Raw genomic sequence first — 24,755 nt, 5'->3', positions numbered from 1 at the left:
GGTGAGTGAGGTGTGTGCCTCAGCGGGACTTGGTGGCTCGGACGAAGCTGGTCCACTCCGTGGGGGAGAAGGCGAGGACAGGCCCGGCCGGGTCCTTGCTGTCGCGAACGGCGACGAGGCCGGGCAGGTTGTCGGCGACCTCCACGCAATTGCCGCCGTTGCTGCCGCTGCGGGTGCTCTTACGCCACTGGGCTCCAGCCAGATCAGCCATGGTGGACCTCCCCGATGATCTTGTTGATGAGCTGCCTTGATTCTGCCTCATCCAGGGACAGGTCATCGAGGCTTGCCCACACCTCTTCGTAGGCTGCGTATTCCTCGGGCCGGTCCAGATAGAGCGCTCCGGTCCATGATTCGCAGTAGACCACCGACGGTTCGGGCGTGGTCCGCTTGCCAGGTGGGAAGTCGAGGATGACGAACGTACCCGCCTCTGCTCCTCGGTGCATCCTCGCAGTCAGTGGAAGCACCCGGATGGACACGTTCGACATCTCGTCGGCCGTCAGGAGATGACGAAGCTGGTCGGCCATGACCGCAGCATCGCCGACGGTGCGAATAAGTGCCGCTTCGGCGAGGACGACCTCGAACTTGGGGGCCTGCGGGAGTCGACGTTTCAAAATCTCCTGCCGTTGCAGGCGCACCCTCACCAAGCGTTCCCGTTCCACTTCGGTAGCGTCGGCTCGCTGCTGATAGACCGCTTGTGCATAGTCACAGGTCTGGAGCAGGCCAGGGATAAGAGTGTCTTCGTACTCCCGAAGCTGGTGGGCGGTGGATTCCAGCCCCACGTATAGCTCGAACCAGTCAGGGATGGCGACCCCGTAGGAGTGCCACCAGCCTTTGGCCTTGGTCTCGGTGGCCAGAGCGACGAGGGCGGTGGTCAGCTCGGGTGTGGCGGCGTACAGCTCACACATGACCTTGACGTCGAGCGGGCGGGCCGGGCCGAGGCCGCTCTCCATGCGCCACATCTTCTGTCGGCTGCACTGCATCGCCTCGGCAGCGCCGTCGAGGGTCATGCGTGCTTCGGTGCGAAGGTCGCGCAGTGCTCGCCCGAGCTGTCGCCGGGGGACTGTCGATCCCATGTCGTCGGCCATCCGCCACCCTCCCGTGTTGCGTTTTGTTACATCCGCACGCCATCGGTGAAACGTCGAACGGTTGCGTGAAAATGATCGGTATCAGCGCCGTCCGCGCGAAAGTGCCTGAGCCTCTGACCTTACAAGAAGTTCCGACAACGAGCCATCACCGCGCAATTCCCCTGGGCGTCGCACATCTGTCGTCTGACGCTGCGCTGAGGTGCGCTGAAAAGCGGCCGTGCAACATCTTGTGATTCATGTACGCGAGTTTCAATGATTGCGGAAATGGCGACGTCAGCCGTCGATGACCCTGAGGTAGACGGTGCCGCTGGTGGTGTCGAGGTACACGACCCCGTGGTACTTCGTGGTCCGCACGTCGGCGGCATACTGCTCGTTGACCTGCCAGTTCCCGCTGTCTGGCAGGAAGGGACGAAGCGCGGCACCCAGCGTGCCGTCCCACCCGGCAGGAGCGGGCTGCCACTCGTACTGTTCGACGGCCGACACTCGGTCGCCAGGCTGCAACACGACCAACGCCTCGATGCGAATGTCGGTCGGACCGGGCACGCGGGAGTCGCCCGTCCCGGCGGCGCCCGCCTGCCAGTGCACCTCCGCGACGTCGCCGAGGTGCGGGAAACGCTTGGTGATCGGTTCCCGGTCGGTGCGTACGGGTGGTGGGCTCACGGTGGTGGTCCTCGCCGTCGGACGCCCGTGGTCGGGTGTGCCGGTGACACAGCCGGTGAGGCCCAACAGGACTGCTGTCACCAGGAGCCCAGTGCGCAGATCAGCCAATCGAACGTCCCTCCGCGCGATCCTCACCGGAGGCGTGGCGTTCGGGCCGGTGCCACCGTGAAGGTCGGAATTCTCTGGCCCACCCTAAGGTCGAGAAGCGGCCGTCGTGCCGCCGCCGGTCTCGGAGGGCTCGTACGTCGTCTCGACCGGACGTCGCACATCGAGAAGCGAGGCCAGGTAGTCGCGGGTCTCCGGGTCGGTGGAGTACAGGACGGTTCCGCGCATGCCCCGTGTCATGAGCACCTTGTAGGTGTTGCGGATCAGCCGGTCCGCCTCGTCGTCGCTGAGCGCCTTGCGGCTGCGGAACGCCGGGTCCTTCGACTCCGCCCGATCGGTGACCAGGCGGCCGTCCCGAGCGACCAGGTCCGGCCCGAGGATGACGCCCGACCACGTGTACTCGAAGCCCTGCGCCGTGTAGACGCAGCCCACCTGGCCGAATCCGTTCGGATCGGTGGCCCAGAACGCGCTGCCCGGTGCGTCGCCCACACTCCGGTCGCTCTTGACGTTCCACGGCCGCGCCCAGCTTCCGATCTGCACGTCGGGCACCAGGGAGTCGTCCGGTCGGGGGTCGCTCCACGGCCAGCAGTAGCCCGCCGACATGCGGGCGGTCTCCCCGGCGGCCTGCCGACCGGCCAGGAACGCCTCCATCTCCTCGGGTGACTCTGCCAGCCGCAGGTCGAACCGGCCGTCGCCGGTCCAGACCGAGGGTTCACCACCGTCGAGGCCGAGCAGGTCGAGGACCCATTGCTCGTACGCGTCGCTGCCGCCGCACCGGAACTGGTCGTGTAGCCGGACGACCTCGACGTGCAGGTCGAGTTGTGCGGCGTACGCGGAGATGACCTCGACGTTGCCCAACTCGCCCGGCTTGACCACCTGGTGCTCGTCGAGCAGGAACACCGGCACCCGTGCCGCCGCGATCAGCTCGTCGATCTGGGGGCGTGCCTTGTCCCGCTTGGCCTTGGGCGTGAACCGGTTGACCGACGTCTCCCGGATGCGGTGTGCCTCGTCGCAGATCAGCACGTCGAGGCCGTTGCGTTCGGCGGTCATGAAGCTGTTGAAGTACCCGAACAGGTTCTTCAACCGCGAGGAGCCCTTGCCGGCGTACTTGCGCAGGGTCTGGGTGAACGACCGGGAACCGGTGGCGTGCATGACCGAGCGGCTCTGGCGGGCCAGCTCACCGAGGACGGACAAGGCGATCACGCTCTTGCCGCTGCCGGGACCGCCCGAGACCACCACGACCGACTTTCGGTCCCCGGCGCGGGAGCGTTCCACGGCGTGCAGCACCAGTTCGTACGCCAGACGCTGCTCGTCGAGCAGCGTGAAGTGCGACCGCTGCTTCAACTCGGCCGCCGCGTACGACAGCAGGTGCTTGCTCGGTCGGACGGCGCTGGTGAGGAACCGGTCGGCGGCGGCCGCGCCCGACGTGGGGGCCAGGTGGGTACGCAGGTGGTCGAGGAACTGGCCGCGCCGCTGCTTGGTGAAGATCCGGCTCTGCTCGGTGGCCCTGAGCTGGAAGAGTTCGTCGACGTCCCGGTCGACGGCGTTGTGCAGGTAGGCGACACCGGCGATCGGGGTACGTCGGTCGGAGAGCACACCGAGAAAGTCACCGAGGTACTCGCAGTAGTCACGGACCTGCACGCCCGGGTGCAGGCGCGGTTCGCGGGCGTGCTCGACCAGCACCAGCGTGTCGGACCCCTCGTAGGACTCCGCCCGCGACCACTGCTTGAGTTCCACCACCACGTAGGAGTCCTCGTCGGTGCGGGGGTGCGTGCCCACCAGGACCACGTCGACACGCTTGCTGGTCAACGGGAGTTGGTACTCGACGAGCATCTCGACCTGGCCGAGTCCGGCATCGGCCAGATCCTGCGCGAGCACCGGCAGGCTCCGCTCCCAGGACCTGCGTTCGGCCGGGCTCACGCGACGGCCGATCGCGTCGATGATCCGGTCGGCGAGATCGCCGTTGGCGGCGTGACGGAGAAGTCCCTCGGCGGAGGTGCGGAACGCTGACAACACTTGCCCCCGGGCAGCACGAAATGATCGTGCGCATGGGGGGCGTGTCCGGTCGGCGCCGGAAGCCCGTCGTTACGCGCCTGTACGCGCCGGACTTTAGCGGAGAGATCATTTCTCCGCACGCACCGCTACCGCTTCGCCACCGAACCCTTGGCCTCGCTGACGGGATAGCGGGTGGCGACCTCGGTGAGCTTGTCCCGGGCGGCGTCCTCCAGGTCGATGTCGAGGACGTCCGCGAGTCGCGTCAGGTAGATCATCACGTCGCCGATCTCCGCGCGTACGCGGGCACCCGCCTCGGGGTCGGCCATGACCGCGCTCGCCTGCTCGGGGGTGAGCCACTGGAACTCGGCGAGCAACTCGCCGACCTCGCCCGCGAGGGCCATGGTGAGGTTCTTGGGCGTGTGGAACTGCTGCCAGTCCCGCTCGTCGGCAAAGGCGCGTACCCGCTCGGTCAGGTCTTTCACCGAGGCATGGTCTCACGGTGCGGGCCGCGAACCGTCGACCTGGCCCTACCGCACATACTTCGACTACCATCAATGTATGGTGTCGCGTCGATCTCTCTTGCGGACGGTGCCGCTCGCCGCCGCCGCGCTAACCGCCACCCGAGACCGTTCCCGTTGGTGGAACGAGTCGTCCACCTCGACAGAACCGACCCGCGTCCCGCCCGACCCGGCCGCGATGGCCGCCGCCGCGACTGCGGTACGCGGCTTCTCCGCCGACCTCTACCGCGAGCTGGCATCGAGTCGCCCCGGCGGTAACGTGGTGTGCGCGCCGTACTCGGTCAATCTCGCACTCGCGATGACGCGGGCGGGTGCCCGCTCGACCACGGCGGACGAGATGGATGCCGTGCTCCACGCGCCGAATCCGCGGCCCGGCGCGCTCGACAGCGGGCTCAACACCGTCGCACAGTCGCTCGCCAACCGGTACCAGAACGGTGACGGCGTCGCGCGGCCCCTGCTGACCACGGCCAACGCTCTGTGGACGAGGCTCGACCTGGGCCTGCGCCACGGTTTCCAGAACACTCTGGCCGGCTACTACGGTGCCGCGCCGCACCCGGTCGACTTCCGGGGCGCTCCGGAGGCGACCCGCCAGGAGATCAACACCTGGGTGTCCGATCGGACCAACGCGAAGATCCCGGAGCTGTTGCCCTCCGGTGTCCCGACCCCCGACACCAGTCTGATCCTCACCAACACGACCTATCTGAAGGCGGCCTGGCTCTACCCGTTCAGGGCGACGGCCACGGCGACGGAGCGGTTCACCAGGGACGACGGTGCCGGTGTCGACGTCGCGATGATGCGTGGGCCTTTCGACGGGATGGGCTACCAGGAGGGCGATGGGTGGCGCGCGGTCGACGTGCCGTTCGCAGGTGACGGACTGGGCATGGCGATCGTCATGCCGACCCGCAACGACCTGGCGGCGATCGAGGCCAACCTCGACGTCACGTGGCTGGGTGCATTGCTCACCGGCTTCCGGAACGCCCTCGTCGAACTGCGCCTGCCCCGGTGGACTTTCCGCCTGCCGGCGGAGTTGGCTGCCGCGCTGGGCAACCTCGGCATGCCGACCGCGTTCAGCTCGCGGGCCGACTTCACCGGCATGAGCACCGAACCGGCCCTGAGCATCGACGACGTGCTGCACGAGACGTTCATCGCCGTGGACGAGAAGGGCACGGAGGCGGCGGCCGCGTCGGCTGTCATCGTACGGCCGCCGTCGATCCCGCAGGGTCCGCAGTTCTTCGTGAACCGGCCGTTCCTGTACGTCATCCACGACCGGTTCACCGGTGTGCCGCTGTTCCTCGGGCGGGTGCACGACCCGCTGGTCACCGGCCCGTAGGGCGGCCTCCTCGCTGATCCGGGCGCCCGCCGCCTGCCCGGTGGCGCGCGCTGGCCGGTCGGGCGGGTGTTACCGATGGGCTACGCCGATGAAACACGCCGCTGAGATCGTCGTCCATCGATCAAGGAGGCGGCGATGACGACACCCACCACGCGACGGCAGTTTCTCCAGGCGGTCGGGGTATCCGGCGGTGCCGGGGTGCTCTACGGGACGATGGGCGCGCTCGGGTTGGCCCCCGCCGCGCAGGCCGCGCCGCCGTTCCGCGCCCCGAACCGGTCGGACTTCACGCTGACCGGCCGCTCCGCGAAGTCCGTCGTCGTGCTCGGCGCGGGCATCGCCGGACTGACCACGGCGTACGAGCTCGGCAAGGCGGGTTACCGGGTGACCGTGCTGGAGGCGCGCAGCCGCCCGGGTGGGCGTAACTGGACGGTGCGTGGTGGCACCAGCGAGACGGACCTCGACGGGCACACCCAGCGCGCCCGGTTCACCGGTGGGCAGTACATGAACGCCGGTCCGGCGCGGATCGCCCAGCACATGGTGACCATGGACTACTGCCGGGAGCTGGGTGTGCCGGTCGAGATCTTCGGCAACCAGAACGCCGACGGCTACTACTACAACGAGGACGTCGGTCCGCTCTCCGGCACACCGATCCGGCACCGCGAGGCGAAGGCGGACGTCTACGGGTACGTCTCCGAACTGCTCGCCAAGGCCACCGACCAGGGTGCGCTCGACGGGCAGCTCACCGCCGACGACAAGGAACGTCTGCTGGAGTTCCTGCGCGGATTCGGCGCCATCGGCGGCCGGGTGGCGGGGAACCCGGCGGCCAGTTGGCGGTACGCGGGCACCAACCGCCGTGGCTACCAGGTCGAACCGGGCGCCGGCAACGAGGCGGGTACGCCGAAACTGACCCCGTACTCCCTGCCGGACGTGCTGGCCAGCGGCGTCGGCCGGTACTTCTCCTTCGAGTTCGGCTACGACCAGGCGATGCTGATGTTCCAGCCGGTCGGCGGAATGGATCGCATCGCGTACGCCCTGGAGGAGGCCGTGGGGCGCGGACGCATCAGCTACGGCGCGGAGGTGCGGTCGATCTCGAACACCGGTTCCGGGGTCTCGGTCGTCCACGCCGGACCCGGCGGTCGGGTGCGGACCGTCACTGCGGACTTCTGCGTCTGCACGATTCCGCCGCCGGTGCTGGCGCGGATCCCGTCGAACCTGTCCCAGCCGGTGCGGGCCGCCCTCGACTACGCGGTGCCGACCGCCACCGGCAAGATCGGGTTGCAGTACCGGCGGCGCTGGTGGGAGCAGGACGAGAACATCTACGCCGGCATCACCAACACCAACCTGGACCTGTCCGCGATCTGGTACCCGTCCTACGGCTACCACGGCGCGAAGGGTCTGGTCATCGGCTACTACAACTTCGGTGCCAACGCCCAGTCGTACGCGGCCCTGCCGCCCGCCGAGCGGGAGGCCCGCGCCGTCGCCCAGGGGGTGAAGATCCACGGCGAGGCGTACCGCAGCGAGGTGGAGGCGTCGTTCTCGGTGGCCTGGGAGCGGACCCGCCACAGCGAGGGCGGCTGGATGTCGTGGCCCTCGCGGACCAGCGGTGGGCACTACGGGCGGCTGCTGGAGCCGGACGGTCGGGTCTACTTCGCCGGTGATCACCTCAGCCACTACATCGCCTGGCAGGCCGGTGCCTTCGAGTCGGCCCGCAAGGTCGTGTCCGACCTGCACGCCCGCGTGATGTCGACCTGAGCTGTCCGACCCCTCCTCGTCTGCCCGCCGGGCGGACGGGTGTCGCGCGCCCACCGGCCGGAACTTGTCGTACCCGGCCGGTATGACCGTCAGTGAACGGCACCGGCGTGGCAATCGGGGTTCATCGGACACGACAGGAGAATGGCGACATGGCCACACGACAACACACACCACACCAGGTCGGCACCACGCGCCACGGAGAGCCGCGATGACCGGCGTACGGGTGCTGGTCGGCACCCGCAAGGGCGCGTTCCTGCTCACCTCGGACGGTCGACGCGCCGACTGGACTGTCGACGGGCCGCACTTCGGCGGCTGGGAGATCTTCCACCTCACCGGCTCACCGGCCGACCCGGACCGGCTCTACGCCTCACAGTCCGGCGGCTGGTTCGGGCAGTTGATCCAGCGCTCCGACGACGGCGGTAAGACGTGGGCCACCGTCGGCAACGACTTCGCGTACACCGGCGAGGTCGGCGAGCACCTCTGGTACGACGGCACGCCGCGCCCGTGGGAGTTCAAGCGGATCTGGCACCTGGAGCCGTCCCGCGACGACCCCGACACCGTGTACGCCGGTGCCGAGGACGCCGCCCTCTACGTCTCGAACGACGGCGGCCAGAAGTGGACCGAGCTGACCGCGTTGCGGACCCACCGGACCGGCCCGTCGTGGCAGCCCGGCGCCGGTGGTCTCTGCCTGCACACGATCATCCTGGACCCGGTGCACCCGGGCCGGATCTACACCGCCATCTCGGCGGCGGGCGCGTTCCGCAGCGACGACTCGGGCGCGAGCTGGCTGCCGATCAACAAGGGCCTGCGGTCGGGGGAGATCCCCGACACCGACGCCGAGGTGGGCCACTGCGTCCACCACATCGCCCAGCACCCGTCGCGGCCGGACACGCTGTTCATGCAGAAGCACTGGGACGTGATGCGCAGCGACGACGCCGGTGCGAACTGGCGTGAGATCAGCGGCGACCTGCCCTCGGACTTCGGGTTCCCGATCGCGGTGCACGCGCACGAGCCGGAGACGATCTACGTCGTACCGATCAAGAGCGACTCCGAGCACTACCCACCGGAGGGGCGGTTGCGGGTCTACCGCAGTCGCACCGGCGGCGACGAGTGGGAGCCGCTGACCACCGGGCTGCCGCAGTCCGACTGCTACGTCAACGTCCTGCGCGACGCGATGGCGGTCGACACGCTCGACGAGTGCGGCATCTACGTCGGCACCACCGGCGGGCAGGTCTACCACTCGGCGAACGGCGGCGACACCTGGGCGCCGATCGTCCGGGACCTGCCCCCGGTGCTCTCCGTGGAAGTCCAGGTGTTGCCGTGATCCGGGTCGTCCTCCCGGCCCACCTGAAGACCCTCGCCAAGGTCACCGGCGAGGTACGCCTGGAGGTGGCCGGTCCGGACGGGGGGCCGGCCACCCAGCGCCTGGTGCTGGACGCGTTGGAGGCGCGCTATCCGATGCTGCTCGGCACCATCCGGGACCGGCACAGCGGCAGACGTCGCGCCTTCGTCCGCTTCTACGCCTGCGAGGAGGACCTCTCGCACTCCCCACCCGACGCACCGCTGCCCGAGGAGGTGCTCACCGGCGCGGAACCGTACATCGTCCTGGGCGCGATGGCCGGCGGATAGCGGGCCTCCGTCGCGGCCGGGGGAGAGCCGACCGTCACAGCCCTCGGGCGAACAGCGCCAGCCGGACCCGGTTGGGGCTGCCGGTCTTGGTCATCAGGCTGGTGATGTGGGTCTTCACCGTGGTCACGCCGATGTGCAGCCGCTCGGCGATATCCCCGTTGGACAGTCCCTCCGCGACCAGGTCGAGCACGTCCTGCTCCCGAGCGGTCAGACCGTCGACCGGTGCCGGTGTCTCGGCGCGGGCGTGCACCGCCCGAGTCACGAGGCGGCGCAGCACGTCCTGGCTGAACGGGCTGTCCCCGGCGGCGGCCCGCCGGACGCCCTCCAGCAGCTCGGTGGGGGGCGCGTCCTTGAGCAGGAACCCACAGGCGCCGGCGGTGAGCGCCGGATAGAGGTGGTCGTCGTCGCCGAACGTGGTCAACACCAGCACCCGGATGGCGGGCCGGTCGGCCAGGATGCGGCTGGTCGCGGTGATGCCGTCGACGCCCGGCATGCGCAGGTCCATCACCACCACGTCGGGGACCAACCGCGCCGCCAACGTGATCGCCTCGCGGCCGTTGTCGGCCTCACCGACCACCTCGATGTCGGGCTGCGCGTCGCAGAGCATGCGCAACCCGGCGCGGATCAGGTGCTGGTCGTCCACCAGCAGTACGCGGATCATGATGCCTCCACCGGGTGCGGCACGTCGCGGTCCGGCGTGGCGGGCAGCACCGTACGGACCCGCCAGCCGCTGCCGGTCGGCCCCGCCTCCAGGTGCCCGCCGAGGACCTCGACCCGTTCCCGCATCCCGGTGATGCCGTGGCCGCCGCCCGCCGGCACCGCCGTCGGGACCGCGCCGCGCCCGTTGTCCGTCACCTCCAGGTGCACCGCGCCGTCGACCACGGTGACGCTCAGCCGGGCCAGCGCGGCGGCGCCTGCGTGCTTGGCGACGTTGGTCAGCGACTCCTGGGTCAGGCGCAGCACCGCCAGGCCCCGGACCGCGTCGAGTGACGCGACCGCCGGGTCGACCTCCGCCTCCACCGTCACCCCGGCCTGACGGGCCCGGTCCACCGCCGCGCCGATCGCGGCCGGTACCGCCGACGGCTCGATCGCGGTGAGTGCCGCGTCGCCGCGTACGCCGTCCGGGTCGCGCAGCACCGCGACCAGCCGGCGCAGGTCGGCCAGGGCGGCGCTGCCGGTTCCGTGCACGTCGTCGAACACCTCGTCCACCCGGGGATCCAGATCGGTCAGCACGTGCCGGGCCACGCCGACCCGCAGCACCATCGACGCCACGTGGTGCGCGACGACGTCGTGCAGTTCCCGCGCGATGGCGCTGCGCTCGTCGGCCCGGGCGGCGCGGTTCTCCGACTCGCGCCGCCGCTGCTCCTCCTCGGCGCGCTGCTGCGCCTGCCGGCCCAGCTCCTGCGTGGTCCGGATGACCAGGCCCAGCAGCACCGGCACGCCGACGTCCACCACCAGCCCGGACGCCGCGGCGAGAAGCCACTCGACCGGTTCGCCCCGCACACCGGTCAGGTCGACCAGGGCCAGCAGACCGGCGCCCCACCAGATCGTGCGGGTCCGGCGCGCCCGCACGGTCAACTCCAGCAACGCCCACCCGGCGCCCACCTGGTTGATCATCACGTCGTCGATGACGTGGATCGCGACCGCCAGCAGCGCCACCTGCACCAGCAGGTTGCCCACCAGCCGGCGGAACAGCAGCAGCCCGGCGGTGAACGCGGCCACCGCCAGGACCAACTGCGTGGTGGTGGGCGTACCGGCGTGCAGCCCACCGAAGGAGAGGTAGAAGACGCCCGCGATGATGACCAGGACCATCCGCACACGGGCGTCCCGCGCGTCGAACAAGCGACCCAGCCATCCCACGGTGACCAAGCCTAGGCCCTGCTGCTCGGCGCTGAGACCGGCCGGGTCCAGCGGGTACGCACCGCCAGATAGACGGCCAGCCCGATCGGCCCGAGCAGAATCGTCGACACCAGCACCGGCGCCATGACCAGCGCGGGCACCCGCCGCTCGCGGCTGTCCCGCCACGCCCACGCCCCGACGAAGAGGTCGAACGCGATCATGTGCGCCCAGGCCGCCGCCGCACCGTCGTCGGTGCCCAGCAGGTCGCGGATGCCGTCCAGGGTCGGCGAGGCCACCGCCGGCAGCACGTCGCCCAACGCGGGGAGCACCAGCACCGTGTAGATCACCAGGACCGGGGCCACGATCAGCGGCGAGGCGATGATCCGGCTGGTCATGTGCCAGCGCGGCAGCAGGATCATCAGCACCCAGAAGGGCGCGGCCAGCGCGAACGTCAGCGTGAACAGGGCGCCGGTCACACCGTCACCTCGTCCCTCGCGGCGTCGGCCTGCGCCGGGCTGCCGTCGACGGGCGCGGCCACCGGTTCGGGTCGACGCGGGCGCGCGAGCACCGCACCGACGGCGACCACGGTCGCGACCAGCAGCGCCGCGGCGGCGCCCAGGGTCAGCGCGTCCGGCTCCAGCAGCGGCTGTCCACGCAACGCCTGCCAGGTCAGGAGCAGAGTTCCCGCACCGTACGCCGTACCGGCGACCACCAGCAGCCGCACCTGGACACGCTGATCCAGCCGCCCGCTGCGGAACCGGCCCAGCAGCAGGGCCAGGACCGGCAGCACCTGCAACGCGTGCATGCCCACGAAGTGCGGGATCCGCAGGTCCCCACCGGTGGTGCTCCAGCCCAGGACCGGCAACCCGGGGCCACCGTCCGGTACGCCGACACTGTGCGCCCCGACGATCCCGGCGACAGCCGATTCCGCGCCGTTCATCGTCATCGGGACCGCGGTCAGCATGCCGAGCAGCGTCAGCCCCAGACCCAGCCCCACCGCGTACCGGCCGACCCGGTCGGGGATCGGTCGCCGCAGCACCGCCACACCGATGACCATGTGCGCGACCATCAGCACGTTGATCGCTATCCCCATCGCCTGCCAGAGAGCGGCGTTCAGCGGGCTGCTCACGTTGAAGTGGCTGGTGGTGCCGCGCAGCACCTGCCCGACGATGATCGTCATCTCCACCACCCCCATGGCGACGACGACGGTGCCGGCCCATTCCGCGACCCGGCTGCGCCGGGGCAGCAGGGTGAGCATCCAGGCCAGGGTGGCGCCGTACAGCATCAACGAGACGGAGAACTTCAACGGCTTGAGCCAGATCGGCGCGCCGGTCAGCACTCGGGGATCGGCGAAGACACCGACGGCGCAGACGACGGCGAGGACCGCCATCGCCGAGACGAAGACCAACAGGGGACGGTGCCAGGGTGCCCGCAGGGGCAGCGCGGAAGACATGTCCTGATGCTGTTCGGGCGGCGACCCGGAAGCGCCCGACCAGCGGCCCCACCTGCGGCCGTCGGTTCGAGCGGCGTCTCCTACCCAGGTCGGAGGTGCCGGCCGTACCTCCGACCCGGACCGGGGGAGTGCCCCCTGGCGGGGACGCGATCCGCGTACGCTGCCGGGCATGGTCACCCGACCGGACGCCGCGCCGCGCTACCCGGCCCTGCGGGCCACGGGCCGGGGTCCGGCCTGGTATCGGGGCGACTGTCACCTGCATTCGGTGCTCTCCCAGGGCGCGGAGCTGAGCGTGCCGCAGCTCACGGCGGCGGCCCGTGCGCTCGGGTTGGACTTCGTCGCCACCACCGAACACGACACCGTCCGTGGCCATGAGCAGTGGGCTCCGCCCCACTCCGGCGACGACCTGCTGGTGATCCTCGGTCAGGAGGTCACCACCCGCACCGGCCACTGGCTGGCCCTCGGACTCCCGCCGGAGCAGCACGTCGACTCCGGCTACGGCATCCGTGACGACACCGTCGAACGCCATCTGGATCGGGTACGCCACACCGGCGGCCTGTGCGTGCTGGCCCACCCGTACGCGCCGTACCCGTCAGGGACGTCGGCCTACCCGTACCGCTGGTTCGACGCGGTGGAGGTGTGGAACGGCCTCTGGGCATCTGACCTGCCGTGGAACGCCGACAACGAGGCCGCCCTGGCCGAGTGGGGACGCACCCTGGCCCACGACGTCCACCGGGGACGCTGGCGGCCGGCGGTCGGCAACAGCGACACCCATCTCGCCGGCCAACTCGGCACACCGCACACCGTCGTGTTCGCCGAGGACCTGAGCACCGAAGCGATACTCGCCGGCCTCCGCCGGGGCCGCAGCTGGATCGCCGAGTCGACCGCCGCCCACCTCAAGGTCGAGGCGTCGACCGCCGACCACGTCGCCGCCGTCGGCCAACACCTACCCACCGGCGGCGCGCAGGCCACCGTACGCGTCGAGGCGTCCGGGGTGCCCTCCGGTGTCGTCACCCTGCACACCGAACGTGGCATCGTGCACCGTGCGACGCTGTCTCCCGACGGGACGGGTACGACCCGGTGGCACACCACGGCGGACGATGCCGGCCACGTCCGCGTCGAGGTCCGCCACCCCACCCGCCAGATGGCCGCCCTCACCAACCCCATCATCCTGACCTGAACGCGTGCTCCGCCGTAACAAGTCAGGACGGGGCGTCGAGCGGGCGGATCTGATCGAGGGTGAGGGTCACCATCCCTACCGTTCGCCCGTCCGAGTCGGCGAACTCCACCTCGTACGCGCCCGGAACGTGATCGAAGACGTGCACGATCGTGCCGACAGCCCCCGGTTCCAGGTTCTCGTCGGGGATGGCCTCCCTCAGCTCGACCACGTCATACAGGTCCAACGGTCATCCTTCTTTCGGTGGGAACGAGATGGTCACCATGCGGGGCGTCGAAGTGCCGCTCTCAAGTATCCAGGCGGTGCGGACGATGATCGTTCCTTTCGGGCCGGACAGCGGCAGGTCGACGCTCCATCGCTCGCCGAACTGATCCGACTTTCCCAGCAACGGGCTGCCGGCCCGGACACCGTCGCGGACCTGTCGCAGGATCGACTCCGAGTCGTCGGGGCCCAGCCCGGTGGCGGAGTTGATGACCCGGTACTTGTTCTTGCCGACGGGATGGTCCGGATTCATGGCGTACGCCGTGATCTTCTTCGGGTCGATGTCCGGACTCGTGAAGTCAGGCTGACGGGGATCGCGGGGCGTATGGGTCGGCCTGGGATCGTCAGGCGTGTGAGGCGCTGGAGGCTCTCGCCGGAGCCTGTCCAGGGCGCGTTTGAGGTGGTCGATGAGGTCGGCGAGGCGGCGGATGTGGGGGATGATCGCCCGGAGGCTGTTCAGCAGCCCGCGCAGCAGTCTGGCGATCCGTGCCGCCCAGGACGCGACAAGTGTGGTGACCTGCTCCACCACCAGTGGGGTGGCCAGTCCGGCGGTGGCGACGAGTTCGGCGGCGTACACGGTGAGGCGGGAGACGCAGGTGGCGATGGCGTCGCGGACCAGGAGCCGGACGGCGGCGACCAGACCGGCGGTGCCCTCGGTGATGGCGGCCATCGTGTCGGCGCCCTGGGCCAGCCCGGTGACGGCCTGGTGTTGCTCGGTGGCCCAGGCGCGGTAGGCGCGCCCGGCGTTGCCGTCCCAACCGGTCACCTGCGTGCGGACGGCGTCGGCGAGCCCGGTGGCCTCGGCGCGCAGCGACGCGGCGACGTTGCGCCAGGTCTGGGCGTGTGCGGTGATCTGCGCGGGGTCGCCCGCCAACCAGTCCAGTGCCTCGCTGAGGGGCTTGACGTGCTCGATGAGCCAGGCGACACCGTACTGGAGGAGTGCGCCGACCGGGTCGGAGACGAAGGCGAGGGCGTCCAGGCCGGCGCTGACCACACCGAGGCTGCCGTCGATCCAGCTTCCCTCGCGTACGCCCCGGGCGATGAGCTCGATGTCCTCGCAGATCCAGACGCCGGCCCAGGCGCTCGGTGCGACCTGCGTTGGGGCGGCGACGAGCGGGTTACCGGTCACGCCGCTCCCGCACCCGGTCGAGACGGTGCCGGGCGCGTCCGTCGGCGGTCCGGTAGTGGTCGGCGCCGGTGCGCAGGCGGGTGGCCGTGTCGCGGACCGAGGTGGTGGCGGTGCCGATGCCGTCGACCAGGACCTGGTGCAGGCCGTCGAGCAGCGTGGGCATGATCGCGCAGAGTTGCCCGTACGCGGCGGTGCCGAGCCGGACCTGCTGCCCGGCCCGGCGGGCGGTGTCGAGGGTGTCGGCGTGCCGGTCGAGGCGTGCCGCGTGAATGGTCAGCTCGTCCGGGTCGACCCGGAGCGGGTCATCGGTCGGCATCGGGGTGGCGTCGCCCGTCGCCCAGCCGCCGTCGGTAGGAGTCGACGACGGCCTGTCCCGTCGGGTCGTCGGCGCCGACGGTCTCGCGGGTCGTCGCGGTGACGCGGCGCAGCAGGTCCGCGTGGGCGGCGCGGGTGGTGGTCAGGATGAGGCGGGCGGTGTGGGCGGCGGAGTGTTGGCGTACCCGGTCGTGCAGCCGCAGGTCGACGAGGAGCCCGGCCGAGTCGACGGTGACCTCGACGGTGCGGTCCGGGCTGTGCGCGGTGCCGGTGAGGGCCGCGACCCGGGCCGCCAGGGACTGTGCTCGTCGGGCCCGGTCGGCGGCGGCGGACTCCCATTCGTCCAGGCGGCGCTGCGTCGCGTCCAGCGCCGCCTCGTCCGCCCACACGCGACCCTCCCCAGGGGACACCACCGCAGAACGCCGCCACGTTACCAACCGGTGGCGCTGCGTGCTGTCCCGCCGGTCTAGCGGGCGGCGACGTGTTCGGCGAGGAACGCCTCCCAGGTCCGGCTGCCGACGGTCGCGCCGCGCAGCGTCAGGTTCGCCCCGTCGCGGTAGGCGCGTCCCGCCGCACCGGGCAGGCGGACCGGCAGGGTGAGTCGACGCTTCCCGCTGGCCCGCAGGTAGCCACGCATCAGTTCCCCGGTGGTGTGCACCTGGGGGCCGACGATGTCGGGCACCAGGCCCGCCGGGGTGCCCAGGGTCAGTTCGGCGAGGCGGGCGGCGACCTCGCGGCCGTCCACCGACTGCAACCGCAGACCGGGCAGCGGCACCACCGGCAGGGCGGTCAGCTTCTGTGCCATGGTCAGCACCAGGCTGTGGAACTGCGCGGCCCGCAGGATGGTGAAGGGCAGGCCGGAGCCGCTGATCGCCTCCTCGGCGTGCAGCTTGCTCCGCAGCCAGGCGAGCGGGACGCGGTCCGCGCCGACGACCGAGACGACGACCAGATGCCGTACGTCCGACTGTCGGGCGGCGTCGACCAGGGTGCGGGCGATAGTGTCGTCGCCCTTCTGGCCGCCGGCCAGGTGCAGCACGGTGTCGACGCCGCGTACCGCTCGCTCCACGCCCTCGCCGGTCAGGAGGTCGGCCCGGACCTGCTCGGTGCCGGGGGTGGGACGGCCACCTCGTCGGCTGAGGACGCGGACCGGGCGGCCGGCGTCGCGCAGCAGCGGGGTGACCAGGCGGCCCAGGGTGCCGGTACCGCCGGTGACCAGGATCGGTGGGTGCATCGTCTCTCCCTGCGTCGGGGCCGTCCGCCGTGCGGTCGGCTACCGTTCGTGGCTTCGCCGGGCTCGACCCCGCGCGGACGACGATGGTGACCGGGTGATCGGCGTCGTCACATCGGCGGGCTCGGCGGGGTCGAGCGGGTGGACCCGGAGGAGGGCGAACGATGATCGAGTCTGATCGGCTGGCCGCGCAGTTCGAGGAGCAGCGGCCGTACCTGCGGGCGGTGGCCTACCGGATGCTCGGCTCCCTGGGGGAGGCCGACGACGCCGTGCAGGAGGCGTGGTTGCGGCTGGCCCGTACGGACGCCGCCGCGCTGGACAACCTGACCGCCTGGTTGACCACGGTGGTGGCGCGGGTCTGCCTGAACACCCTGCGGACCCGTCGGCGTCGTGGCGAGGAGCCCCTCGACGCCCGGGTGCCCGATCCGGTGGTCGACCCGGAGGGTGCCGACGATCCGGAACACGCCGCGGTGCTGGCCGACTCGGTGGGGCTGGCGCTGCTGGTGGTCCTCGACACGCTCGCCCCGGCCGAGCGGCTGGCGTTCGTCCTGCACGACATGTTCGGTGTGCCGTTCGACGAGATCGCGCCGATGGTCGACCGGACGCCGACGGCCGCGCGTCAACTGGCCAGCCGGGCCCGACGCCGGGTACGCGGGCAGGCGCCGCTGCCGGACGCCGATCTCGGCCGTCAGCGCGAGGTGGTCGACGCGTTCCTCGCCGCTGCCCGGGACGGTGACTTCGACGCGCTGGTCGCCGTGCTGCACCCGGAGGTGGTGCTGCGGTCCGACGGCGGTGCGGGCCGTGCCCGGTTCACCACCGTGATCAGGGGTGCCACCTCCGTCGCCGCCGAGGCCACGTCGTTCGGCCGGTTCTCGCCGTTCGCCCGGCCGGCGGTGGTCAACGGCGCCGCCGGGGTGGTGGTGGTCGCAGCCGGACGTCCCCTGTCGGTGATGGCCTTCACCGTCGCGGACGGACGCGTCGCCGCGATCGACGTGATCGCCGATCCGGACCGGCTGGACGCGCTGGATCTCGCCGCGTTCACCGACTGACGCCGGGCGGTCAGCCGAAGTTCGCCAACCGGAAGGCCGCGAACCCCACCAGCGCGAGCGGCACCGCCGTGGCCAGCGCGACCAGCCGCTGCCGGGCGGTGCGGCCGACCAGGACCACGACCAGGACGCCGAGTACCGCGTTGATCAGGGCGTTCCAGAGCGGTTCGATGCCGTAGCTCGGGTGGTTGATCCGTCGCGCCTGCAACAGCGCCTCGGCGAAGAGTACGGCGGCGGGCAGCGCTGTCCCGATCACCCGCCGCCACCCCGTTCCGCGTGCCCAGACACCGCCGACGCCGAAGACCACTCCGGCGAGGACTCCGAACGCCATCCAGATCAGCGAGGTGGTCGCCCCCAGCACCGCCCAGTCGTCGCCCTGGATGAGCGCCGCCGCGACGTAGTAACTCGGCACCGCGACCACGAGCCCGACGGCGGCACCGACGGCCGCCCGGACCGGGCCGGAGCGGACCCGGAACCCGAAGGCGAACGCCGCCACCGCCCACACCGCGCTGGAGTTGCCCAGTTCGGCGAAGGGATACGGCACGTACTTGATCCACACGAAGTCGAGGAAGCCGAGCAGGAAACCGCCGAGCACGGCGAGGAGGGCCACGCGTCGGTGGTCGGGGGCGGGACGCATGGCGCAGAAGCATACTCGGTATGCAGTGGGTCGCCGCTGGCTGGGGAAGCCGTATCGGCGGTGGTCAGCGCGGTGCGGCGTACGCCAGCGGCGCGCTCACGTCGTCCCAGGTGCCGATCAACGCGACCCCGGTCGCCGTCGCGCCCGCGCCCGGACGGCGGACCACGGTCAGCTCGACGCCGTCCGTGACGATCACGGTCAGGTCGCCGTCCACGATCGACCGCACGGCACCGACCGGAGGCACCTCGGCCGCCGGGGCGTCGCTGGCGATGTCCATGTTCGGCGGGCGTACCTGCCGCTCGCCGTCCTCCTCGAAGTACTCCTCGGCCTGGCCGGTGCCGGCGAGGACGGCGTCGGCCAGCGCGGACGCGTACACCGGGTCGCCGCAGGCGTCGTAGACCCACCGCCGACCCAGCGCCGAGTGCTCCATCGTGCCGACCAGCCGGTCCTCCGCGCCGGCCAGCGGCTCGCCGCGATAGGTGAGCGGCACCTGGTGCACCGGGCCGGTGCCGACGCGCACCAGCAGCGTCTCGATCCCGACCTCACCGGCCGGATCGTCGAAGCGGTACGCGCCCACGCGGACCACCTCGGCGTCGGCGTCCCCGCGATACCAGACGCGGCCGGGCAGCCACGTCGCCAACAGCTCCAGTTTGGTGGGGCGCAGTTCCGCCCGGTGCAGCAACGCCATGCCCGCATGGTACGGAGGCGGTCCGCCGGGTCCGCACTCACCGTTGGCCGTTTCGCTCAGGAGTGGCGGTAGGGTGTCGAATCGACCTCCGAGTATCCGTAGGGGAAGATCATGCGCAGAACGGTTCCCGGGTCGGCCACGAACTGTGGAATGGGGACGTGAACCAGCCACTGCGCCCCGGTGATCCGGCGCGGCTCGGCGGGTACGACCTGCTCGGCCGGCTCGGTGAGGGCGGTATGGGTGAGGTGTTCCTGGCCCGCAACGGGCAGGGCCGGCAGGTGGCGATCAAGATGATCCGCCCGGATCTCTCCGACGACGGCGAGTTCCGGGCCCGCTTCCGCAGCGAGGTGAACCAGGCTCGCCAGGTGCCGCCGTTCTGCACCGCCGAGGTGCTGGACGCCGATCCGGATCACGATCCGCCGTACCTGGTGGTGGAGTACGTCGACGGGCCGAGCCTCGCCCAGGTGGTCCGGGCGCAGGGACCACTCGGTGCGGGTGCCCTGCACAGCATGGCCGTCGGGGTGGCGACGGCGCTGGCCGCGATCCACGGCGCAGGGGTGATCCACCGGGACCTCAAGCCGGCCAACGTCCTGGTCGCGTTGGGCGGCATCAAGGTCATCGACTTCGGCCTCGCCCGTGCCTTCGAGGCGACCAGTCAGCACACCCGGACGAACCACATGGTCGGCACCATCGCGTACATGGCACCGGAGCGGTTCGAGACCGGGCGTGATCGTACGGTCGGTCCGGCGGCGGACGTCTTCGCCTGGGGTGCGGTGGTCGCCTACGCGGCCACCGGGCGGACGCCGTTCGCGGGCGACTCGCCGGCTTCCACCGCGATGCGGATCCTCAGCCAGCCGCCGGACCTCACCGGCCTCGGCGGGCCGTTGCGCGGGTTGGTCGAGCGGGCGCTCGCGAAGGACCCGGCGGAGCGTCCCACCGCCCGCGCACTGCTCGACGAACTGTTGACGACGGCACCGTCGTCGCGCGAGGCCGACCGCATGCTGGCCGCCGCGGCGTCGGCATCCGCCGTCTCGTCGGTGTCGGCGGTGAGCGGCGGTGGAACGCCCGGTCGTGGGAGCGACGCCCCAGTGGCACCGAAGCCGGTGTCCGACGGCCGGGTGAGGAAGCGGCGGAGCCGGCTGGTGCTGGTCGCCACGGTGGTCGCGGCGGCGCTGCTGGTGCCGGCCGTGCTGGTCGGCCCGCGTCTGCTGCGTGGCGTCCTCGATGGTGCCGCGACCTCCACCGGGCCGTCCGTCTCCCGGAGTCTGGATCCGGTGCCGGCCGGGTCGGGTAAGCCGAGGACCTCGCTGGATCCCGTCGAGGCCGCCCTGGGCATTCTCAACGGGCAGCGTCGGACCCTGCTGCATGTGGCGGAGATCGACCGCGACCTGTCGGTGGACGGCGACGGCAGGGTCCACGTCGGTGACGGCACGGGGCCGGACGCCGTCTTCGTCCTTCAGCCGTTCGGCGTCGACTACATGATCAAATCCTTGAATCCCGAGATCGCACACCGGCCCTGCCTCGGGGTGAAACGCCAGCCGAGCACGTCCTCCTCGCTGGTGGGCGCCGATTGTGTGGCGACCCAGGCGACACTGTTCAGCATCAGGCCCATCGAGGAGAGCAAGGACGACCAGGGTCGCCCCACCCACGTGCTGTACAACGAGGAGCACGGCTTCGTGCAGTGGAGCCGGAGCCGCAAGGTGATCTACGTGGAGTTCCTCGGCGACGGCGAGGTCGACACCACATTCAGCCTGGTCGACCGAGGGGCCGTCTGATCCGACCGTCCTGCCGGTCCGATCCGGCAGGACGCGGACGGCCTGGGCCGATCCGGGACGGACGTCGACCGCTCCGCCCGGGCCGGTTCCGGTCCCGTCAGGCGGGCTCGGGCTCGGGGGCGAGCCCCTGCTCCCAGATCGAGGACATCTCCTCGAACGCGTGCTCCATGATCTGCACCATCGCCTCGCGTGCGGTCTCGCCGTCGTGGCGCTGGATCGACTGGGCGACGTCGGCGTGCAGTTGCAGGGCCTGCTCGTGCGGGTAGTGCGGCATCAGGTGGTAATGGTGGCGTCCGATGAGGACCTCGGCGACCAGGCTCTGGAGCTTGACGAACATCTCGTTGCCGGAGGCGCGGAGCACCCGCTGGTGGAACTCGATGTCGAGGCTGAGGAAGCGTTCCTCGTCACCGGCCTTGCCGGCGGCCCACATCTTGGCGGCGAGACCGACCAGGTCGCTGGCCTCGTCGTGGTCGACCCGGCGCGCGGCGAGCCAGGCGGCGTGCGGCTCCACCGCCGTCCGTAGCTCGGTGATCGAGCGGATCTGGGCGATGCGTCCGGCGGAGGCGAGCCGCCAGCGGATCACCTGGGGATCGAAGACGTTCCAGTGGTGCGCCGGCCGGATCATGACGCCGACCCGGCGGCGGGTCTCGATGAATCCCATCGACGCGAGCACCCGGAGGACCTCCCGGACCACCGAGCGGGACACGGCGTAGCGGTCCACCAGGTCGTCGATGTTCAGCACGGCTCCGGAGGCCAGCTCGCCTCCGCAGATGGCCGTGCCGAGGTGATCGAGGACGCGGCCGTGCAGCCCGGTCTCGGTCGGGGCGGTTTGGGTGGGTGTCACCCCGGGTGAGGGAACCTTCACGGCTCGGATCATATCAGTTAGGTCTCCCCCTTGTATAAGTCTGCTTTTTCGGCCTAACATCCGGACGTTAAGCGGATGTAACAGCCCGAGGTCGCGCTCGTCCCCCCGAGGCGTCGGCCAGGACAGAAGGAGAGACGGACGTGGGACGTCGATCAATAGTTGGGACATCTCTGGCGGTCGTGGCCGCCATGACCCTCTCCGCCTGCGGCGGTGGTGGTGAGGACAGCGGCGCCTCGGACACGGTGCGCGTGACGCTGGTGAACCACGTCTGGACCGAGAACATCCGGAAGGCGCTGCCCGAGTTCGAGCAGCAGACCGGTCTCAAGGTCGAGGTCACCCAGCTCGGCGAGGACCAGCTGTCGGACCAGTACAACGTGAAGCTCAACGCGGGCTCCGACGACATCGACGTGATGATGTACCGGCCGCTGCAGGAAGGCCGCCTGTTCGCCAAGAACGGGTACCTGGCCGATCTGACCGACAAGGCCAAGGACAGCTCGGACTTCGACTTCGCCGACTTCCAGGACGCCCCGGTGAGCGCCACCACCTACGAGGAGAAGGTGGTGGGCATCCCGATCATCACCGAGCAGCAGGTGCTCTACTACCGCAAGGACCTGCTGGAGAAGTCCGGCTTCAGCGCCCCGCCGCAGACGCTCGACGAGCTCAAGGCGCAGGCGACCAAGATCCAGGCGGACAACCCCGGCGTGGCCGGCTTCGTGGCCCGGACCGGTAAGGCCGCCGCCGTCACCCAGTTCTCCAGCTTCCTCTACAGCTTCGGCGGTGACTTCGTCGACGAGGCGGGCAAATCCGCCGTCAACAGCGAGGCCGCCAAGCAGGCGTACGCCTTCTACGGCGGGCTGCTGCGCGAGCAGGGTCCGGCCAACATCAGCACCGACATGAGCTGGTCCGAGGCGATGGCCATCTTCACCCAGGGCCAGGCCGCCTTCTACCCGGAGGCCAACTCGCTCTACGCGAACGCCACCGACCCGAGCAAGTCGCGGGTCTCCGAGAACGTCGGCTTCGCGCCGTTCCCGGCCGGTCCGGCCGGTTCCAAGCCGTACAACATCCCCTCGTGGGGCCTGGCGATCAACGAGGCCTCGGGCAACCAGACCAACGCCTGGAAGTTCATCGAGTGGGCGGCCGGCAAGGAGCAGTCGCTGGACCAGCAGAAGGCCGGCACCCCCGGCGCCCGCGCCTCCGTCTTCGAGAACCCCGAGGGCACCTCGACCTACCCGGAGGACATGGCGCAGGCGATCACCGTGAGCCTCGCCAACGGCGTGGGTCACGACCGGCCCGTGGTCGAGCGCGTGGCGCAGGCCCGGGAGATCGTCGGTCAGCCGATCGTCGACGCCATCACCGGTCGGGACGCCGCCGCCTCGGCGGACACCGCCCACGAGGCGTTCCAGAAGTTCCTGGACGACGAGGCCCGCTAGGACCGAGCGCGGGGGTGGCGGGGCCGATCGTCCCGCCACCCCCGCCCGGCCTTCCCATCACGGAGATCTGATGTCAGCAGTCAGCGCCCCCGAGCGGGCGACCAGTAGCGCCTCCGTCATGCCCGACACGCCCGGTTGGGCGCGTTGGGCCAACGACCATCGCAAGTGGCTCTTCGCGGCCCCGGCCATGGCCTTCGTCGCCGCGCTGATCATCTTTCCGCTCGCCTGGACGGCGTACCTCAGCCTCACCGACTCCTCGGGGTCGGTCCGCGCCGAGTCGGAGTTCATCGGTTTCCGGAACTACGTCGACGTCCTGACCGACACCGACCGGTTCTGGCCCGCCGTCGCGCGGACCGGTGCCTTCACCGGTGTCGCGTTGCTCGTCGAGGTCGTGCTCGGCATGGCTATCGCCCTGCTGTTGTGGCGGCCGTTCCGGGGCGAGAAGTGGGTCCGCGTCGCCATCCTGTTGCCGCTGGTGGCCACCCCGGTCGCGGTCGGCATGATGTGGCGGCTCATCTTCGACCCGAACATCGGCCTGGCCAACCAGGCGCTCGGCTGGGTCGGCATCGGGCCACAGCCGTGGCTCGCCGGTCAGCACACCGCGCTGCCCACCACGATCTTCATCGACATCTGGCAGTGGACGCCGATGGTCGTGCTGATCCTGCTCGCCGGGCTCACCTCGCTCTCGGACGAGCCGCAGGAGGCCGCGATGATCGACGGCGCCAGCGCCTGGCAGCGCTTCCGGCACGTCACACTGCCGCTGCTGATGCCCACCGTGATCGTCGCGGTGCTGCTGCGCGGCATCGACGCGCTGAAGACCTTCGACATCCTGTACGCCACCAAGGGGCGCGGCGGCGGTTCGTTCAACGAGGTCGAGACGCTCAACGTGTACGCGTACGGGCTGAGCTTCGACTACAACGAGTACGGCCTGTCGTCGACCGTGTTGATCCTGTTCTTCCTGCTCATCATCGCCCTGATGTGGGTCCTCACCGCGCGCAAGAAGAAGGAGGAGGCGGGCCGATGAAACCGGGCAAGGGTTTCAAGATCTTCCGCGTGGTCGCGCTGATCGTCGTGGTGCTGTCGCTGGTGGCGCCGCTGATCTGGATGGTCGCCGCCTCGTTCAAGACCAACGTCGACATCTACGACTCCAGCAAGGCGGTGGTCTTCACGCCCACGCTGGACAACTACAACACGGTCCTGCAGCAGGCCAACTACGTCCAGTTCATCGTCAACAGCCTCTGGGTGGCGTTCGCGGCGACGACGCTGTCGTTGCTGCTGGGCGTGCCGGCGGCGTACTCGATGAGCCGCTTCAACATGAAGAAGTCGGCGCTGGTCGTCCTGATGGCCCGGATCATCCCCGGCGTCTCGCTGCTGGTGCCCTGGTACTACGTCTTCTCGAACCTGCGCATGGTCGGCGGCTTCAGCGTGCTGATCCTGAGCCACATGTTCGTCTCGCTGCCGCTCATCGTCTATATCATGATGGGCTACTTCGACGGCCTGCCGGACGAGTTGGAGGAGGCCGCACTGGTCGACGGGCTCACCCCGATCGGCGCGTTCCGGCGGATCACCCTGCCGCTGTCCGTACCGGGCATCGCCACCGCCGGCATCCTGTCGTTCATCTTCTCCTGGAACAACTTCATGTTCGCGCTGGTGCTCTCCGGTGCGAGCACGAAGACCCTGCCCGTGGCGATCTTCGACTTCGTCGGATACGCCAGCATCGACTGGGGCGGCCTGATGGCGGCGACCACCGTGGTCACCCTGCCGATCATGCTGATCGCCCTGTTCGTGCAGAAGTACGTGGTCTCCGGTCTCACCGCCGGTGCGACGAAGGGCTGACA

The 24,755-nt window shown here is 70.4% G+C and carries 27 protein-coding genes; 10 read left to right on the top strand and 17 right to left on the bottom strand.

What is annotated here, in order from left to right:
- Window positions 1-19: 19 nt before the first annotated feature.
- From HUT12_RS18790 to HUT12_RS18770, 5 genes are all read right to left on the bottom strand, one after another.
- The gene (locus HUT12_RS18790) at window positions 20-211 is read right to left on the bottom strand and encodes a DUF397 domain-containing protein (RefSeq protein WP_131052872.1); all 192 of its coding nucleotides are present in this window, start codon (window positions 209-211) and stop codon (window positions 20-22) included.
- Entirely contained in the window at window positions 204-1,085 is an 882-nt protein-coding gene (locus HUT12_RS18785) for a helix-turn-helix transcriptional regulator (protein WP_131052873.1), read from the bottom strand. Before HUT12_RS18785 ends, HUT12_RS18790 begins: the two co-directional genes overlap by 8 nt.
- 273 nt (window positions 1,086-1,358) lie before the next feature.
- On the bottom strand, window positions 1,359-1,745 hold the full coding sequence (locus HUT12_RS18780; protein WP_254876879.1) for a hypothetical protein: 387 nt from the start codon (window positions 1,743-1,745) through the stop codon (window positions 1,359-1,361).
- 192 nt (window positions 1,746-1,937) lie between these two features.
- Window positions 1,938-3,866, bottom strand: a complete 1,929-nt coding sequence (locus tag HUT12_RS18775) for a DUF2075 domain-containing protein (RefSeq protein WP_254876878.1) — start codon at window positions 3,864-3,866, stop codon at window positions 1,938-1,940.
- A gap of 125 nt (window positions 3,867-3,991) precedes the next feature.
- Window positions 3,992-4,327 (bottom strand): nucleotide pyrophosphohydrolase, encoded by a 336-nt coding sequence (locus tag HUT12_RS18770; RefSeq protein WP_131052875.1) that lies wholly within the window; start codon window positions 4,325-4,327, stop codon window positions 3,992-3,994.
- A 76-nt stretch (window positions 4,328-4,403) separates the two neighbouring features.
- Here HUT12_RS18770 and HUT12_RS18765 point away from each other — a divergent pair, with 76 nt between their 5' ends.
- From HUT12_RS18765 to HUT12_RS18750, 4 genes are all read left to right on the top strand, one after another.
- On the top strand, window positions 4,404-5,693 hold the full coding sequence (locus HUT12_RS18765) for a serpin family protein (protein ID WP_131052876.1): 1,290 nt from the start codon (window positions 4,404-4,406) through the stop codon (window positions 5,691-5,693).
- A 135-nt stretch (window positions 5,694-5,828) separates the two neighbouring features.
- Complete coding sequence (locus HUT12_RS18760) at window positions 5,829-7,445, top strand: flavin monoamine oxidase family protein (protein WP_176094218.1); 1,617 nt, start codon at window positions 5,829-5,831, stop codon at window positions 7,443-7,445.
- A 208-nt stretch (window positions 7,446-7,653) separates the two neighbouring features.
- Window positions 7,654-8,769 (top strand): sialidase family protein, encoded by a 1,116-nt coding sequence (locus HUT12_RS18755; protein ID WP_131052878.1) that lies wholly within the window; start codon window positions 7,654-7,656, stop codon window positions 8,767-8,769.
- Window positions 8,766-9,074: a MoaD/ThiS family protein gene (locus HUT12_RS18750; protein WP_176094217.1), complete on the top strand. Its 309-nt coding sequence runs from the start codon at window positions 8,766-8,768 to the stop codon at window positions 9,072-9,074. Before HUT12_RS18755 ends, HUT12_RS18750 begins: the two co-directional genes overlap by 4 nt.
- A 34-nt stretch (window positions 9,075-9,108) precedes the next feature.
- Here the strand turns inward: HUT12_RS18750 and HUT12_RS18745 are convergent, their stop codons facing one another.
- From HUT12_RS18745 to HUT12_RS18730, 4 genes are read right to left on the bottom strand one after another with little or no spacing between them, the layout of a single operon-like run.
- Window positions 9,109-9,735: a response regulator transcription factor gene (locus tag HUT12_RS18745; RefSeq protein ID WP_176094216.1), complete on the bottom strand. Its 627-nt coding sequence runs from the start codon at window positions 9,733-9,735 to the stop codon at window positions 9,109-9,111.
- Window positions 9,732-10,934, bottom strand: coding sequence for a sensor histidine kinase (locus tag HUT12_RS18740; RefSeq protein WP_176094215.1), 1,203 nt, complete (start codon window positions 10,932-10,934; stop codon window positions 9,732-9,734). Before HUT12_RS18740 ends, HUT12_RS18745 begins: the two co-directional genes overlap by 4 nt.
- 11 nt (window positions 10,935-10,945) lie before the next feature.
- Complete coding sequence (locus tag HUT12_RS18735; protein ID WP_176094214.1) at window positions 10,946-11,389, bottom strand: ABA4-like family protein; 444 nt, start codon at window positions 11,387-11,389, stop codon at window positions 10,946-10,948.
- Complete coding sequence (locus HUT12_RS18730; RefSeq protein WP_176094213.1) at window positions 11,386-12,366, bottom strand: hypothetical protein; 981 nt, start codon at window positions 12,364-12,366, stop codon at window positions 11,386-11,388. Before HUT12_RS18730 ends, HUT12_RS18735 begins: the two co-directional genes overlap by 4 nt.
- A 169-nt stretch (window positions 12,367-12,535) precedes the next feature.
- Between HUT12_RS18730 and HUT12_RS18725 the strand changes: the two genes are divergently transcribed.
- Complete coding sequence (locus tag HUT12_RS18725) at window positions 12,536-13,546, top strand: CehA/McbA family metallohydrolase (protein WP_176094212.1); 1,011 nt, start codon at window positions 12,536-12,538, stop codon at window positions 13,544-13,546.
- Window positions 13,547-13,568: 22 nt separating this feature from the next.
- Here the strand turns inward: HUT12_RS18725 and HUT12_RS18720 are convergent, their stop codons facing one another.
- From HUT12_RS18720 to HUT12_RS18700, 5 genes are all read right to left on the bottom strand, one after another.
- Window positions 13,569-13,769 carry a DUF4926 domain-containing protein gene (locus HUT12_RS18720; protein WP_176094211.1) on the bottom strand — a complete coding sequence of 67 codons (201 nt, stop codon included), beginning with the start codon at window positions 13,767-13,769 and terminating at the stop codon, window positions 13,569-13,571.
- 3 nt (window positions 13,770-13,772) lie between these two features.
- Window positions 13,773-14,933, bottom strand: coding sequence for a WXG100 family type VII secretion target (locus HUT12_RS32880; protein WP_254876877.1), 1,161 nt, complete (start codon window positions 14,931-14,933; stop codon window positions 13,773-13,775).
- Window positions 14,923-15,249 carry a type VII secretion target gene (locus tag HUT12_RS18710; protein ID WP_176094210.1) on the bottom strand — a complete coding sequence of 109 codons (327 nt, stop codon included), beginning with the start codon at window positions 15,247-15,249 and terminating at the stop codon, window positions 14,923-14,925. Before HUT12_RS18710 ends, HUT12_RS32880 begins: the two co-directional genes overlap by 11 nt.
- Window positions 15,236-15,637, bottom strand: coding sequence for a YbaB/EbfC family nucleoid-associated protein (locus HUT12_RS18705; protein ID WP_131052607.1), 402 nt, complete (start codon window positions 15,635-15,637; stop codon window positions 15,236-15,238). Before HUT12_RS18705 ends, HUT12_RS18710 begins: the two co-directional genes overlap by 14 nt.
- 77 nt (window positions 15,638-15,714) lie before the next feature.
- Entirely contained in the window at window positions 15,715-16,479 is a 765-nt protein-coding gene (locus tag HUT12_RS18700; protein ID WP_131052608.1) for an SDR family oxidoreductase, read from the bottom strand.
- A gap of 161 nt (window positions 16,480-16,640) precedes the next feature.
- Between HUT12_RS18700 and sigJ the strand changes: the two genes are divergently transcribed.
- Window positions 16,641-17,525 (top strand): RNA polymerase sigma factor SigJ, encoded by an 885-nt coding sequence (gene sigJ, locus HUT12_RS18695; RefSeq protein WP_131052609.1) that lies wholly within the window; start codon window positions 16,641-16,643, stop codon window positions 17,523-17,525.
- 10 nt (window positions 17,526-17,535) lie between these two features.
- On the opposite strand, the gene HUT12_RS18690 is transcribed toward sigJ, so the two are convergent.
- Entirely contained in the window at window positions 17,536-18,159 is a 624-nt protein-coding gene (locus tag HUT12_RS18690) for a DUF6518 family protein (protein WP_176094209.1), read from the bottom strand.
- Window positions 18,160-18,223: 64 nt separating this feature from the next.
- The gene (locus HUT12_RS18685) at window positions 18,224-18,847 is read right to left on the bottom strand and encodes a hypothetical protein (protein WP_131052611.1); all 624 of its coding nucleotides are present in this window, start codon (window positions 18,845-18,847) and stop codon (window positions 18,224-18,226) included.
- Between the two features lie 158 nt (window positions 18,848-19,005).
- Here HUT12_RS18685 and HUT12_RS18680 point away from each other — a divergent pair, with 158 nt between their 5' ends.
- Window positions 19,006-20,622: a serine/threonine-protein kinase gene (locus HUT12_RS18680; RefSeq protein ID WP_176094208.1), complete on the top strand. Its 1,617-nt coding sequence runs from the start codon at window positions 19,006-19,008 to the stop codon at window positions 20,620-20,622.
- Window positions 20,623-20,719: 97 nt separating this feature from the next.
- Here the strand turns inward: HUT12_RS18680 and HUT12_RS18675 are convergent, their stop codons facing one another.
- The gene (locus HUT12_RS18675) at window positions 20,720-21,487 is read right to left on the bottom strand and encodes a FadR/GntR family transcriptional regulator (RefSeq protein ID WP_254876876.1); all 768 of its coding nucleotides are present in this window, start codon (window positions 21,485-21,487) and stop codon (window positions 20,720-20,722) included.
- A gap of 188 nt (window positions 21,488-21,675) precedes the next feature.
- Between HUT12_RS18675 and HUT12_RS18670 the strand changes: the two genes are divergently transcribed.
- From HUT12_RS18670 to HUT12_RS18660, 3 genes are all read left to right on the top strand, one after another.
- Window positions 21,676-22,917, top strand: a complete 1,242-nt coding sequence (locus HUT12_RS18670) for a sugar ABC transporter substrate-binding protein (protein WP_176095859.1) — start codon at window positions 21,676-21,678, stop codon at window positions 22,915-22,917.
- Between the two features lie 70 nt (window positions 22,918-22,987).
- Complete coding sequence (locus HUT12_RS18665) at window positions 22,988-23,941, top strand: carbohydrate ABC transporter permease (RefSeq protein WP_236145676.1); 954 nt, start codon at window positions 22,988-22,990, stop codon at window positions 23,939-23,941.
- Window positions 23,938-24,753, top strand: coding sequence for a carbohydrate ABC transporter permease (locus tag HUT12_RS18660; RefSeq protein WP_176094206.1), 816 nt, complete (start codon window positions 23,938-23,940; stop codon window positions 24,751-24,753). Before HUT12_RS18665 ends, HUT12_RS18660 begins: the two co-directional genes overlap by 4 nt.
- Window positions 24,754-24,755 lie beyond the last annotated feature (2 nt).

It is taken from the genome of Verrucosispora sp. NA02020, assembly GCF_013364215.1.
Taxonomy (GTDB): domain Bacteria; phylum Actinomycetota; class Actinomycetes; order Mycobacteriales; family Micromonosporaceae; genus Micromonospora.
This window is presented reverse-complemented; position numbering and strand designations above follow the sequence as displayed.

What these genes read in the sequence shown, in the direction of transcription:
- HUT12_RS18790 (WP_131052872.1), bottom strand. Translation starts at nt 211, where the DNA reads ATGGCTGATCTGGCTGGAGCCCAGTGGCGTAAGAGCACCCGCAGCGGC.
- HUT12_RS18785 (WP_131052873.1), bottom strand. Translation starts at nt 1,085, where the DNA reads ATGGCCGACGACATGGGATCGACAGTCCCCCGGCGACAGCTCGGGCGA.
- HUT12_RS18765 (WP_131052876.1), top strand. Translation starts at nt 4,404, where the DNA reads ATGGTGTCGCGTCGATCTCTCTTGCGGACGGTGCCGCTCGCCGCCGCC.
- HUT12_RS18760 (WP_176094218.1), top strand. Translation starts at nt 5,829, where the DNA reads ATGACGACACCCACCACGCGACGGCAGTTTCTCCAGGCGGTCGGGGTA.
- HUT12_RS18755 (WP_131052878.1), top strand. Translation starts at nt 7,654, where the DNA reads ATGACCGGCGTACGGGTGCTGGTCGGCACCCGCAAGGGCGCGTTCCTG.
- HUT12_RS18745 (WP_176094216.1), bottom strand. Translation starts at nt 9,735, where the DNA reads ATGATCCGCGTACTGCTGGTGGACGACCAGCACCTGATCCGCGCCGGG.
- HUT12_RS18730 (WP_176094213.1), bottom strand. Translation starts at nt 12,366, where the DNA reads ATGTCTTCCGCGCTGCCCCTGCGGGCACCCTGGCACCGTCCCCTGTTG.
- HUT12_RS18725 (WP_176094212.1), top strand. Translation starts at nt 12,536, where the DNA reads ATGGTCACCCGACCGGACGCCGCGCCGCGCTACCCGGCCCTGCGGGCC.
- HUT12_RS18710 (WP_176094210.1), bottom strand. Translation starts at nt 15,249, where the DNA reads ATGCCGACCGATGACCCGCTCCGGGTCGACCCGGACGAGCTGACCATT.
- HUT12_RS18700 (WP_131052608.1), bottom strand. Translation starts at nt 16,479, where the DNA reads ATGCACCCACCGATCCTGGTCACCGGCGGTACCGGCACCCTGGGCCGC.
- sigJ (WP_131052609.1), top strand. Translation starts at nt 16,641, where the DNA reads ATGATCGAGTCTGATCGGCTGGCCGCGCAGTTCGAGGAGCAGCGGCCG.
- HUT12_RS18690 (WP_176094209.1), bottom strand. Translation starts at nt 18,159, where the DNA reads ATGCGTCCCGCCCCCGACCACCGACGCGTGGCCCTCCTCGCCGTGCTC.
- HUT12_RS18685 (WP_131052611.1), bottom strand. Translation starts at nt 18,847, where the DNA reads ATGGCGTTGCTGCACCGGGCGGAACTGCGCCCCACCAAACTGGAGCTG.
- HUT12_RS18670 (WP_176095859.1), top strand. Translation starts at nt 21,676, where the DNA reads ATGACCCTCTCCGCCTGCGGCGGTGGTGGTGAGGACAGCGGCGCCTCG.
- HUT12_RS18665 (WP_236145676.1), top strand. Translation starts at nt 22,988, where the DNA reads ATGTCAGCAGTCAGCGCCCCCGAGCGGGCGACCAGTAGCGCCTCCGTC.
- HUT12_RS18660 (WP_176094206.1), top strand. Translation starts at nt 23,938, where the DNA reads ATGAAACCGGGCAAGGGTTTCAAGATCTTCCGCGTGGTCGCGCTGATC.